At 36.9% G+C, this 13,401-nt stretch carries 8 protein-coding genes; 3 read left to right on the top strand and 5 right to left on the bottom strand.

The genetic code is table 11. From position 1 onward, the window contains the following. Window positions 1-115: 115 nt before the first annotated feature. Entirely contained in the window at window positions 116-2,653 is a 2,538-nt protein-coding gene (locus tag JCM15579_RS15810) for an ATP-binding protein (protein ID WP_172677453.1), read from the top strand. Window position 2,654: 1 nt separating this feature from the next. Here the strand turns inward: JCM15579_RS15810 and JCM15579_RS15805 are convergent, their stop codons facing one another. Together JCM15579_RS15805 and rnr are read right to left on the bottom strand one after the other, a co-directional pair. After that, complete coding sequence (locus JCM15579_RS15805) at window positions 2,655-4,007, bottom strand: sigma-54-dependent transcriptional regulator (RefSeq protein WP_054721527.1); 1,353 nt, start codon at window positions 4,005-4,007, stop codon at window positions 2,655-2,657. A gap of 152 nt (window positions 4,008-4,159) precedes the next feature. Next, entirely contained in the window at window positions 4,160-6,313 is a 2,154-nt protein-coding gene (rnr, locus tag JCM15579_RS15800) for a ribonuclease R (RefSeq protein WP_054721525.1), read from the bottom strand. Between the two features lie 542 nt (window positions 6,314-6,855). On the opposite strand from rnr, the gene cysS reads away from it, so the two are divergent. Beyond that, window positions 6,856-8,331, top strand: a complete 1,476-nt coding sequence (cysS, locus tag JCM15579_RS15795; protein ID WP_054721524.1) for a cysteine--tRNA ligase — start codon at window positions 6,856-6,858, stop codon at window positions 8,329-8,331. Window positions 8,332-8,404: 73 nt separating this feature from the next. Then, window positions 8,405-9,532, top strand: coding sequence for a glutaminyl-peptide cyclotransferase (locus tag JCM15579_RS15790; protein ID WP_054721522.1), 1,128 nt, complete (start codon window positions 8,405-8,407; stop codon window positions 9,530-9,532). A gap of 115 nt (window positions 9,533-9,647) precedes the next feature. Here the strand turns inward: JCM15579_RS15790 and JCM15579_RS15785 are convergent, their stop codons facing one another. From JCM15579_RS15785 to JCM15579_RS15775, 3 genes are all read right to left on the bottom strand, one after another. Further along, window positions 9,648-11,594, bottom strand: a complete 1,947-nt coding sequence (locus tag JCM15579_RS15785; protein WP_054721520.1) for an aconitate hydratase — start codon at window positions 11,592-11,594, stop codon at window positions 9,648-9,650. A 394-nt stretch (window positions 11,595-11,988) separates the two neighbouring features. Beyond that, complete coding sequence (locus JCM15579_RS15780) at window positions 11,989-12,279, bottom strand: sll1863 family stress response protein (RefSeq protein WP_054721518.1); 291 nt, start codon at window positions 12,277-12,279, stop codon at window positions 11,989-11,991. Window positions 12,280-12,457: 178 nt separating this feature from the next. Continuing rightward, complete coding sequence (locus JCM15579_RS15775) at window positions 12,458-12,676, bottom strand: lipopolysaccharide assembly protein LapA domain-containing protein (RefSeq protein ID WP_054721516.1); 219 nt, start codon at window positions 12,674-12,676, stop codon at window positions 12,458-12,460. Window positions 12,677-13,401 lie beyond the last annotated feature (725 nt).

Raw genomic sequence — 13,401 nt, 5'->3', positions numbered from 1 at the left:
TTGCGTGTAATTATTCCCCATGTGTAGATTCTATTCATACCCACTATAGTACAGAGCGTACAAAGAAAAATCTTATTAACTTTACTAAACTTAGAAAGCAATAATTCAAATGGCAATGAGTTCAGAGAAACGCAGTAACATTAAAATAAAAGTTGTGTTGGGATACATTTTTGTATTTCTGGCTATTGTTGCATCATTGCTTATTGCAAAGCAGGCTTATAATAAATTATTAAATTCTGTAGCGATTCTTTCTAAACCCGATATTGAAATCACAAGAATGAACCGTGTACTCACAAATTTATCGGAAGCGGAGAACAAAATCAGGGTTTATTCCTTAACGAGAGAGGAGAAGTTTTTAACTAATTTTTATGAGAACATTCTGGAAATTCAGAATGATTTAGATTCATTGCGCAGTTATAGTCAGGATAGCAGTCGTGCTATAATTCTAATAGATTCAATGGATTTTCTTTTGGAGGATCGAGCGGATAAATTAGCAAAATTTGTTCGTTTAAAGCAATCTAAAGAAAGAGCAAACCTCTCGAAAAAAGCAATGCAGCAATTAAGTGAAGCTACTGATTCTTCAAAAACAAAGATTAAAACTACCACAACTACCACAACTATACTTGATACGGTAACATCTGCAAAAAAGGTAAAACCCAAGAAGAACAATTTCTTTAATCGAGTATTTGGGAAAAAAGAAAAAGTAGATTCTATCGAAACTGTTATACAAAGAACAGAAGTTCAGGTTGATACTAGCTATTTGCCTCAATCGGATAGTTTGCTACAGAGCCTTCAAAGTCAATTGCAAAGAGCTCAGGAAATTGAACGACTAAATAGAGATATCGTTTATAAGGAAGAATTACGTCTTGTTGAGGAAAATGCAATTATTTGGGAAAAAATAAAATTATTACTCAGACAGTTAGAGGAAGAAAAGTTTGTACAACTTAAATCTGAATCGGATAAAGCAAAGCAAGTTGCCAGTAATACCATATCTATGATATCCATTATCATTATAGTTGGATTTGTGTTGGGAACTTTGTTCATCATTTTTATTCTTACAGATATTTCAAGAAGTAACTATTACCGAAAAGAGTTAATCATTGCGAAAGGTAAAGCAGAGAAATTGGCAAAAATAAAAGAGGATTTTCTGGCTACAATGAGTCATGAAATTAGAACTCCTTTGAATGCTATTATTGGTTTTACCAATCAGTTGGATAAGACCAGCCTGGAGAAGAAACAAAAGAATTTTGTGAGTGTTTTGAAGAGTTCATCGAAGCATCTGTTGGGTTTGGTTAATGAAATTTTGGATCTCTCGAAGATTGAAGCAGGCAAATTGCATGTTGAGAATATCAATTTTAATCCACAGGCATTGGTTTATGAAGTATATGACCTATTGAAAGTAAATGCCAGCACCAAGAATCTTAATTTTGAAATAGAATATACTGGTAAAAATGATATTCGATTGCTTAGTGATCCTTTCCGTATTAAACAGATTCTTTTAAACCTTGGATCAAATGCAATTAAATTTACAGATACAGGAAAAGTAACCATCAGAGCTTCTGTAATCCAAGAAGGAAACACACATGTGTTTGAAGTTGATGTTGAGGATACTGGAATTGGAATTGCTGAAGACAAACAGGAAAGTATTTTTGAAGATTTTAGTCAGGCTGATTCTTTTTCTGCAAGAAAATATGGTGGTACGGGCTTGGGTTTGGCTATAAGCAGGCGATTGGCTGTTTTATTGGGAGGTGATTTATTTGTTGAAAGTGAACTTGAGAAAGGATCAACCTTTACCTTAAGATTGCCATTAAAAGAGGCTACAAAATCAGTCGAAGAAACTATTACTCAGCAGAAAATATCGATTTCGGAAGAGCTTAAGGACAAACATTTCTTGATTGCTGATGATGATGATTACAGCTTGTTGTTGTTGCAAACCATTTTTAACACATGGAATTTAAAAGCAGAATTTGTTGATAATGGAGAGAAAGCCTGGAATTTGATTCAAAAGAATCATTTCGATATGATTCTTACTGACATACATATGCCCAAAATGGGGGGAATAGAGCTTTGTCGTAAGGTGCGAGGATTGAATAGTAACTATAAGGATATTCCAATTGTGGCACTTACTGCAAATGTATTGGAGTCTGATCTAAAACAGTACATTTCATCAGGAATGACGGAATGTTTGGTAAAACCTTTTGATGAAGAGCTTTTGCGTTCAATGATAAGCGAACTCTTATTGGGAGAGTATGAAGCCCAGCCAAAGATTAATGAAATTGATATCTCTGCGATAGAAGATGAACCTTTGTTCGACCTTTCTCAAATTAAGCAGTTTACTTCAGATGATCCAGAATTAATTAAGCAGATTTTAAATCAATTTATAAATTCAGCCAAGGAAAACTTAAAAGCCCTTCGTGAAGCATCAGATAGGAAAAATTACCTGGAAATTGGATCCATTGCGCATAAAATGTTGAGCTCGTTTAATCAGTTAAAAGTAGTGAGCGTTGCACCTTTGCTTAAGGAATTGGAAGATTTATTGCATAAAAAATCCGAAGTTGTTGAATCTCCGGATTATATCAATGAGTTGGTTGATGAGGTAGAGCAAAACTCTCAAATTGTAATTTCATCAATCACAGATGAAATGGTGGTATGATTTACACCTCAATCCCGTACTGTTTAATCTTATTATAAAGTGTTTTTCTGTCTATATTTAGTAGTCGAGCAGCTTTTGATTTGTTGAAATTTACCTTGCGCAAAGTTGAGATGATCAATTCTTTTTCGTTTGCTGCCTGAATCAATTTCAAGTTCGATCCTTCGATAACAACATCATTTTTGGGTTGATCGTTCAGAATTTCGCTAGGCAAGCTGATGATTTCAACCTGATCTCCCTGGCTTAATAATACCGAACGACGCACTACATTACGAAGTTCGCGAAGGTTACCTGGCCACGAATAGGTTCTGAATTTGTCCAAAACTTCATCAGAGAACTTTTCAATCTCCTTGTTAAGCTCACTATTCGATAAGTCCAAAAAGTAGTTGGCAAACAATACAATGTCTTCATCGCGATTTCTTAGTGCAGGAACTGTAATTTTAAACTCGTTTAATCTGTGATACAAATCTTCTCTAAAATCGCCTTTGTTTACCGATAAAGCCAAGTCTTCATTGGTGGCAACAACAATTCTAACATCCACGTCGATGTCTTTGTTGCTACCTATTCTGCGAACTTTTCTTTCCTGTAAAGCTCGGAGTAATTTTACCTGAATTTCGTAGGAAAGATTTCCAATTTCGTCCAGGAAAAGCGTACCACCTTTGGCAGCTTCAAACTGGCCTTCCTTATCGGTAATTGCTCCTGTGAATGATCCTTTTACATGACCAAACAGTTCACTTCCTGCCAAATCGGTTGATAATGCACCACAATCAACAGCTACAAATGTTTTTCCTTTTCGGTTACTTTCAGCATGAATTCTTCTGGCTGCAATCTCTTTCCCAGTTCCACTTTCCCCTTCTATAATTACCGACATATCGGTAGGAGCTACCAAGCGAATGTACTGGTCGATTTGAAGAGAACTTGAACTTTCGCCACGAACGAAATCAATCGCAGGTTTCTTCTTTTTTTCCTTCTTTTGAGGAGCTTCTTGCTTTTCCTGGGCTTTTTCCAGAGCTGAGTTGATCAGCAATAAAATCTCATCAGGATTTAAAGGCTTGGTAACATATTCGAAAGCCCCCATTTTTATGGCACTTACCGCAGTGCGAATATCTGCATACGAAGTCATAATAATTACAGGAACCGATGGATGCATGGCTTTGATTTTCTGCAAAAGTTCCAAACCGTCAAAATCAGGCAATCGAAAATCGCTTAAAACCAGATCAAAAGTTTCGTTTTCTAGTTTTTTAATGGCTTCGCCTGCCGAAAAAACAGTATCGGCATCAAATCCTTTACGTTTAAGCAATCCCTGAAGCATCAGGCATATGGTAGCATCATCGTCTATAATTAGTATTCTCTTCATGCGGAATTATAGTGTTTTGTTTATTAGATCTTAATCTGTTTGGCTTTTATGGTAGCATCTGGATTAAGGCCTACAACCAAAATTACACAAAAAGCTCGGATCAATGAAATCCCGAGCTTTCTTTTATGATTTATTAAGCTATTATTTGTCTCTTAAAATTCTGCCTTGTCTGCCAACACAAAATCCAGTTGTTTTGCTACCAGATTGGCCTTGGCAACGCGTATGTTAATCTTATCTCCCAATTGGTATATTTTACGGTGATGACGACCAACAATGCAGTAGTTTTCTTCGTCGAATTCATAGAAATCATCCTCCAATTCTCGGATAGAAACCATTCCTTCACACTTGTTTTCGTCGATTTCCACATAGAATCCCCATTCGGTAACACCCGAAATTGTTCCTTCGAATTCTTGTCCCAAGTGATCTTGCATAAATTCAACCTGCTTGTATTTGATGGAAGCTCGTTCTGCATTGGCAGCCCTTTGTTCCATTTCACTACAGTGCTGACAGAATTCTTCGTATTTGTCGGCATTTACAGATTTGCTGCCATTCGCATATTTTTCCAATAGTCGATGTGCCATCATATCTGGATAACGACGAATTGGCGAGGTAAAATGAGAATAATGATCGAAATGCAAGCCGTAGTGACCAATATTCACAGTAGAATATTCTGCTTTTGCCATTGATCGGATAGCTAAAGTTTCAACCAAATTCTGAATGTTTTCACCCTTTACGCTATGCAATAAATTGTTCATCGATGTTGATATCGCTTTTGCATTGGTAGTTTTGATTCCATATCCAAACTTTCGAATGAATTGGTTGAATGAATTCAACTTATCAGGATTTGGTTGGTCGTGAGTTCGGTATACAAAAGTCTTGGCTTTTTTACCTTTTGATACTCTTCCAACCGATTCGGCAACCTTCTTATTTGCCAGCAACATGAACTCTTCAATCAGCTTGTTCGAATCTTTTGATTCTTTAAAGAATACACGTGTAGGTTTTCCTTTTTCATCAATATCGAATTTTACTTCGTATCGATCAAAATCGATGGCTCCTTTTTTGAAACGTTGCTCACGAAGAATTTTAGCCAATCGATCCAAGCAAAGAACTTCTTCCTTAAAATCACCTTCGCCTGTTTCAATGATTTGCTGTGCCTCTTCGTAAGTAAATCTTCTGTCCGAATTGATAATGGTTTTACCAATCCAGGTATCCAAAACCTCTGCATTGTTGTTCATCTCAAAAACAGCCGAGAAGGTTAGTTTCTCTTCATTTGGTCGGAGAGAACAAAGACCATTGGAAAGTCTTTCAGGCAACATGGGTACTACTCTGTCAACCAAATAAACCGAAGTTGCTCTTTCGAATGCTTCCTGCTCAATAATGCTCCCTTTCTTCACATAGTGGGTAACATCAGCAATGTGAACACCCACTTCCCAATTGCCATTCTCCAATTTTCTCAATGATAATGCATCATCAAAGTCTTTGGCATCATGCGGATCAATGGTGAAAGTGATCACCTCTCTGAAATCTCTTCGCAAAGCAATTTCTTCTTCAGTAATCTTATCGGAGATTAGTTCGGCTGCTTCGTTTACTTTCTCAGGAAACTGGTAAGGCAAATCATACTCCGCCAAAATTGCATGCATCTCCGTGTCGTTTTCACCTGGTTTTCCAAGAACACTCACCACCTGTCCAACCGGATTTTTTGATTTCTTCGGCCATTCGGTGATTTGCACAATCGCCTTTTCACCATCTTTTGCACCATTTAGTTTGGTAAGTGGTAAAAAGATATCGTAAGGCATTTGTCTGCTATCGGAAATCAGGAAAGCATAGTTTTTCGAAATTTCGATGATTCCCACAAAGGTGGTCTTCTTTCTCTTTATGATTTCCACCACTTCGCCTTCGGGTTGCTTGCTTTTTCTTCTGGCGAATAGATACACTTTTACCACATCGCCATGAAGTGCACGATTCAAGTTGGACTGCGATACAAATACGTCTTCTTCCAAATCATCAGAAACAATAAATGCAGCACCTCTTGCAGTCATATCAACAGTTCCGGTGATGTGACCAATTTTTGATTTAAGTTTGAACTTGCCAGTTGAAACTTCATGAAGGAAATCCAAATCGGTAAGGTCATACAGAATGCCTACCACCAATTGTTTCACTCCAATTTCTTTAATTTCCAGTTGTCTGGAAACTTGTTTGTAGTTAAATGTTTTCTCAGGATTATTGCTGAAAATCCCTACAATTAGATTTTCTAAGCTTTTACGATTATATCTTTGACCTGATTGTTTTCTTTTTTTTCTAGTCATATTCTTTAAATCTTAGCCTTAAGATTTTGTGAGTTTTTACCCAATCATTAATGTAGTGATAATAATCTTAAAATGGGTATAGAACTCATTATACTTCTATAAACTAATTTTTAATTCGTATTGCCGATAGATAGTTAAAACTCGATTATAAATAAAGAGTAATAAGTGAGTGATTTAACTACTAATCGGTATTACTTCTCTTTTACTTTTTTATTCCCTGCATTTAAATACAAATGCAGAATTGTACTAAAAATTAAATTAGTAGTACGTTTTGTTGAGTTCTGATAAAATTCCGTAGAGAGGTAAATCCGGAATTATCAATCTTGCTGAATTCATTGCCAAACAAGATATTCAAGCGCGGAATTGCTATCACAAAGATAGAAGTACAAATCTATTTCAGCAAAAACTTAGGTAAAATAATTATTAAACTATGCTTAAGCTATCTATCAGGATTCTAAAGATATTGACAAGAATAGGTCATAAGAGCCATAATTTTTTATAATTTTACAGCCCCAAACAAAAATTCGAATTATATTACGGATATGGAAAACAAGTTGTTCATTTATAATACACTAAATCGAAAGAAAGAATTGTTCGAACCACTTAACGCACCATTTGTTGGTTTGTATGTTTGTGGTCCTACAGTTTATGGCGATGCGCATTTAGGTCACGCTCGTCCTGCAATTACTTTCGATTTACTTTTTAGATATCTTACTCATTTAGAGTATAAAGTTCGCTACGTTCGTAACATTACCGATGTTGGTCACCTGGTGAACGATGCCGATGAGGGAGAAGATAAAATTGCTAAGAAAGCTCGTTTGGATCAGCTTGAGCCAATGGAAGTTGTTCAGTTTTTTACAGATCGTTACCACAAGGATATGGACGATTTGAATGTACGCAAGCCAAGTATCGAGCCACGTGCATCGGGTCATATCATTGAGCAAATGGCAGTGATTGACAAATTATTGGAAAATGGTTTTGCTTACGAAAGCGAAGGATCGATTTATTTTGATGTGGAAGCTTACAGCAAAAAACATGAGTACGGCAAATTGTCGGGTCGTAAGATTGATGAATTGATTGCAAACACTCGTGAGCTGGAAGGACAGAGCGAAAAGAAAAATTCTTTCGACTTTGCTCTTTGGAAGAAAGCAGCACCAGAGCACATCATGCGTTGGCCATCGAAATGGAGTGATGGTTTCCCGGGATGGCACCTGGAGTGTTCGGCAATGAGCCAAAAATATTTGGGAGCCGAGTTTGACATTCACGGTGGTGGATTAGATCTTCAATTCCCACATCACGAATGTGAGATTGCGCAATCGACAGGAGCATATGGCAAAGAAGCTGTGAAATATTGGATGCACAACAACATGATTACCATTAATGGTCAGAAAATGGGTAAATCATTGGGCAACTTTATTACACTTTCGCAGATGTTCTCGGGAGAAAACGATGTGTTGGATCAGGCTTACAGCCCAATGACTGTTCGTTTCTTCATGTTACAAGCACATTACCGCAGTCCGCTTGATTTCTCGAACGATGCATTAAAAGCAGCAGAGAAAGGATTCAACCGATTGATGGCAGCGATTGCAACTTTGGATAAAATTCAGGCTTCAGCATCATCGAGCATTAAGGTTGCTGATTTGAAAGCCAAATGTTACCAGGCATTGAATGATGATTTGAACACACCAATATTAATCGCTCACCTGTTTGATGGAGTGAAAATGATTAATTCTTTGGCAGCGGGAAGCGAAAGCATTACTGCTGAAGATTTGGAAAGTCTGAAAACACTATACAACACCTTGGTATTTGACGTTTTAGGTTTGCAGGTAGAAGGATCGGATGAAGGTGGCAACAATGAATTGCTTGATAAAGTAATTGCCTTTTTGCTTGAAACCAGAAACGAAGCCAAAAAGAACAAAGATTGGGCTACTGCCGATAAGATAAGAGATGAATTGACCAATTTAGGCATCGTGGTGAAAGACACCAAAGATGGTTTTGAATGGGAAATCACAAAATAATCATTGAAACTGTCCTGAGTAATCGGGACAGTTTTTTTATTTTTATCAAACCAAACATTAAACCAAGACTACAATGAAATTTCAAATTCTCTTATCTTCTCTATTTTTTATTCTGTCGGGATGTGGTAGCAATGGTGCTACAAAACCTGAAACTGAGAAAAAGGATCTTGCTCCTGCTGTAAAAACCGTGGAGTTTGTAAATAGCATGAGATTAAAAGCACCAAAAAGAGGAGATGTATTTGCTTATGGCGAAGAGATTGAAATTTTGGTTCAGCCAAAGAAAAAAGCAGGTGATATTGATTCCTTGCAATTGTGGGCCGATGGCGAATTGGTGCAAACCATTAGCTCAAAACCTTGGAATTTAAAGTGGAAGCCAGCAAAGGATAAAATGGGCAAACACAACCTGAAGTTGATGGCTTATCATGAGAATGGTACTGTTGGTTTGATAACTACTTACATCAACTTAAAGTCGAATCAGGCACCTGTTGAATATGCTTATGAAATTGTAAATTCATTTCCTCACGACAGACGTGCTTATACGCAAGGTTTGTTTTTTCATGAAGGATTTCTTTACGAAGGAACGGGACAGCATGGAGAATCATCATTAAGAAAAGTACGTCTGGAAAATGGGGAAGCCATTTCCATTAAGAACCTAGAGCAGGAATATTTCGGAGAAGGAATCACCTATAGCAAAAACAGAATCATTCAATTGACTTGGAACTCGAGAAAGGTGTTTGTGGTTGATCCTGAGACTTTTGAGCAAATTGATTTCTTCGAACCGCAAACCACCAACAACGAAGGATGGGGAATTACCACTATGAAGAATGAGCTGGTAGTTTCTGATGGCTCCAATATTCTTACCATTCTTGACGATATCAATTACGGCAAAAAGAGAACCATTGAGGTTTATGACAATTTAGGAGAGGTTAAAAATCTGAATGAATTGGAATACATCAACGGAAAGATTTATGCCAATGTTTGGTTGACCGACAGAATTGTAATCATCAATCCTAAAACGGGTAGAGTTGAAGGTAGTATTCACTTGGGATCTATTCTGAAACAATCGGATAGAATCCACCTGGACAAAAACGACGATGTACTAAACGGCATAGCTGGGATGAGGCTACACAACGAATGTTTGTTACCGGTAAACGCTGGCCGAAGCTATTCGAGATTAAGATTGAGAAGAAGTAACAGTTAGGCTATGAATAGTAGCATCCCGTAGGGGGCTATTGCTTATAGGTTATGCTGTAGGACGGGTTTTTGATACTAATTTGTTTGTAAAAACATATCCAGAAACACAACAAAATTGTAAATCACCTTTGCTTTATATAATTAATAATACCACCTTTCAAAATGATTTCAACTTGTCTTTTACTGATGTTGAATGTTAGCTGAATTTCTATTGCTTTTCCAACTACAATGGCAGTTATTGAATCATTATTTTTGATAGTTTCCCTAATATTTTCTATCCGTAAAACATCCCCTTGTTCCAGTTTGTCCCAATCAACTGGGTTTTTAAACTCAAAAGGAACGATACCAAAATTGATTAGATTCTGCCAGCCAATACGAGCATAGGATTTAGCAATAGTAAACTTTTGTCCTAAATACCTGGGAGCCAAAGCTGCATGTTCTCTGCTTGAACCTTGGGCATAATTTTCACCTGCTATAACACAAAAGCCATCATACTTTTCTTGATTTTCAATGCTACGCTCATAAAAACTTTGATCAATGGCATAATAAGCAAACTTGCTTATCTCCGGAATATTTGAACGCAATGGCAGCACGTCACTCCCTGCTTTTAATATTCCGTCGGTTGAAATATTGTCCCTCATTTTCAGCAAAATAGGAATTTCCATTTCATCAGGAAGCTCTTCAAAATCGGGAAGTGTTTTAATGTTCGGACCCTTAATTAATTCAGTGGATACCCCATTAGGAGCAATAAGTAGATTCTTATTTATCTTAATATAGACTGGTTCTTCCCATTTTGGATATGAAATATTATTGAGTGTTTCGAGTTCTCTCGGATCCGTAATTTCTCCCATTAGTACTGCAGCTGCAGCGGTTTCCGGGCTACATAGATAGACCTGATCTTCGAGTGTGCCTGAACGTCCGGGAAAATTACGAGGCATTGTTCGAAGACTAATCGTATTGGTAGCAGGTGCCTGTCCCATACCAATGCATCCCATACAACCAGATTGATGAAGTCTTGCACCCGCAGCAATTAATGGTCCCAGAGCCTTCATTTCCATTAAATTTTCCAAGACCTGACGAGAAGTTGGGTTGACATCGAATGAAATATGTGGAGACATCACATTTCCTTTTACAATTTGAGATACGATCCAAAAATCACGTAGTCCGGGATTCGCAGAAGAGCCAATAACGACTTGGGCTACTTTTAATCCGCTAACCTCCCTTACTGGGACAACTTTTCCCGGGCTGCTGGGAAGTGCTATTAAAGGTTCTAGCTCAGATAAATTTATTTCCTCGTAATGATCGTAGGATGCTCCTTCATCGGCTTCCAATTTAACCCATTCGTCTTCTCTTCCTTCCTGTCGAAGGAATTTACGGGTGATTTCATCGGAAGGAAATACAGAAGAAGTGGCACCTAACTCTGTGCCCATATTAGTGATAACATGACGATCCCAAGCGCTCAAGTATTTCAAGCCCTCCCCAAAATATTCTAAGATATACCCACGCCCTCCGGTCACATCATACCTTCGAAGCATTTCTAAAACAATATCTTTAGCACTTATCCAGTCAGGTAGCTTTCCAGTGAGCTTGATACCCATAATTTTTGGCATCTTAATATAATAAGGCTCACCTGCAGAAGCCAGAGCTACATCCAAGCCACCTGTACCTATAGCAAGCATTCCAATGCCACCTCCTGCAGGAGTATGACTATCTGAACCCAATAGGGTTTTTCCTGGTTTGCCAAACCGTTCCATGTGTACAACATGACTAATTCCATTTCCAGACTTACTAAACCAGAATCCAAAGCGTTCAGCGGCTGACTGTAGAAAAATATGATCATCCATGTTCTTATAATCCGTTTGAAGTAGATTGTGATCCACATACTGAACTGCGATCTCTGTTTTGATCTTATTTAAATTAAACGCTTCCAATTCCAGCATTACTAAGGTACCTGTAGCATCTTGTAATAATACCTGGTCAATTTTTAATGCAATTTCATTCCCGGGATTCATCTTACCCGAAACAAGATGAGCACTAATCAATTTTTGACTAAGGTTTTGAGTTTTCATATTTAAAAGTTTAATTTTTTACCTGTCCTACAACGGTGAGTATAAGAATTGTAGCCGACTGCGTGGCACTTTCCTGTCAAGTTACAAAAAAGCTGAATCGGGCTACAACCCTTGAATTTACTACTGTACCAGCTATTATTTTTACACATTATTGTAGCCAGTGGTTCTTAATTCCCTACTTTTTTAAACTTTCTGACAAGTCTTTGAGGTCATTTTTTAAAGATTACATACCAACATTTAAAGTTATCTTTGCATGTTTAATAATGATCTTTTTGTAACAAAAAGGTCAAGACCAAAATAAACCAAAAAATTGACTTTAATTCATTAAAAAATTCTATACACCTCTATTTAACAACTTAATATTAAAGCTTTGAAGGACTCTCCCTCCAAGGATTCAATTTAATTTAAACAGAGATGCGATTTTCGAAAATCCATCTTTAAATGAATCTGTTGCAGAAGAAAAAGCACTTTTAACTTCATCCCATTTTTCTTCCGATGCATTGATAAGCTCATCATACTTCGACTGCATGTGATCTTTCTGTGATTTCAATCTCGAAAGCTTTTCTTCAAACTCAGCTTTAGCGTCGGCCTTAACTTTATCTTTTTTAGTTTCCAGTTCGTCAATCTTAGCAAACAGGTCATTTAGACTTTTTTTTGCCTCTTTCTTGAAATTTTCCTTGTCCATTTTCAGCTTTTTAGTTAATTAAATACTTAATTATTGAATCTATTTATCCTTAATATTCTATCGATGGTTCCTGGTAATCGCCCACAATTTAATTTTTAAAATGCTATACATTTAAGATAAAAAAAAACAATTGGTTCAATCAGACAAGATCATCTATTTTGTCAGATTTGTGTCCTATTTATTCCACATCATCTTTTTTCTTCTTTCTTTCTACTAATAATAGCAACAGACTTCCAGTTATTACTCCAACGACAAAAGTTAATATAATTGTTAAAGAAAAAGGGGTAGTGATACTCCAACTAATAAAATTAACATCTACCTCTACAAGGTTTTGGAATGCAAATATTAAGACTGTTATTAATAGCAGAAGCAAAGCTAAAATTTTGATAATTTTCATATCTCTTCAAGATTTAATTAGGCCTACTCTTAAGGATTTTCGGCTTACTCCTAGTATTTTGATTTATCGCACTCGTTGCTTATCATTGGCTACAACGGTATGGCGGTATGTCTCGTCACCTTTTTATGAGATATGACCGTATGTATAAAGTGCAATGCACTTTATATCTCTTTATCTGTGGCTTTTTGTAAGTTATTTAAAATCTTTTGTTTGTGTGCTAAAATTGAAGAAAAATGCATTCTTATTTTTGCAAGAGTATAAACTCTTCTTCAATTGTTACTAGTGGTTATAAATTTAAATCACGAAAGAGGAACTATTTAATAGGTATAATGCCGATGTAATAATGAATGGTGTTATCAAATAATAATGCAGATAAGGCCAGCTTCATTATACAATCGGTATTAGCTTTCTAGCATTTTGGTTTACCCTCTCGGCACTATTGGGTAAGGCCCCTGCATGTTTGTTTGCCCCCTGGCTGATAACTAGTAGACCTCGTGCAAGTTTGTTTACCCCATCGGTGATAGTGAGTAGATATCTCACAATGTTGCAAGCCTCTTGCCAAACAACAAGTATAGCCCTTGCATATTTGTTTACACTGGCCCAGTTAGCAATAGGTATGTACACACAAGTGCAGGAGGTCTGCTTGGAATCGCCAAAGGGGTAAACATCTTTTTAATATTGCCTACCTGCAATTGCGAAATGGGCTTATGATAATTGTAGCTGCC

Origin of the sequence: Marinifilum fragile JCM 15579, assembly GCF_001310955.1 — a bacterium.
Lineage (GTDB): Bacteria > Bacteroidota > Bacteroidia > Bacteroidales > Marinifilaceae > Marinifilum > Marinifilum fragile.
This window is presented reverse-complemented; position numbering and strand designations above follow the sequence as displayed.

What these genes read in the sequence shown, in the direction of transcription:
- JCM15579_RS15805 (WP_054721527.1), bottom strand. Translation starts at nt 4,007, where the DNA reads ATGAAGAGAATACTAATTATAGACGATGATGCTACCATATGCCTGATG.
- JCM15579_RS15775 (WP_054721516.1), bottom strand. Translation starts at nt 12,676, where the DNA reads ATGAAAATTATCAAAATTTTAGCTTTGCTTCTGCTATTAATAACAGTC.
- JCM15579_RS15790 (WP_054721522.1), top strand. Translation starts at nt 8,405, where the DNA reads ATGAAATTTCAAATTCTCTTATCTTCTCTATTTTTTATTCTGTCGGGA.
- JCM15579_RS15780 (WP_054721518.1), bottom strand. Translation starts at nt 12,279, where the DNA reads ATGGACAAGGAAAATTTCAAGAAAGAGGCAAAAAAAAGTCTAAATGAC.
- JCM15579_RS15810 (WP_172677453.1), top strand. Translation starts at nt 116, where the DNA reads ATGAGTTCAGAGAAACGCAGTAACATTAAAATAAAAGTTGTGTTGGGA.
- rnr (WP_054721525.1), bottom strand. Translation starts at nt 6,313, where the DNA reads ATGACTAGAAAAAAAAGAAAACAATCAGGTCAAAGATATAATCGTAAA.
- cysS (WP_054721524.1), top strand. Translation starts at nt 6,856, where the DNA reads ATGGAAAACAAGTTGTTCATTTATAATACACTAAATCGAAAGAAAGAA.
- JCM15579_RS15785 (WP_054721520.1), bottom strand. Translation starts at nt 11,594, where the DNA reads ATGAAAACTCAAAACCTTAGTCAAAAATTGATTAGTGCTCATCTTGTT.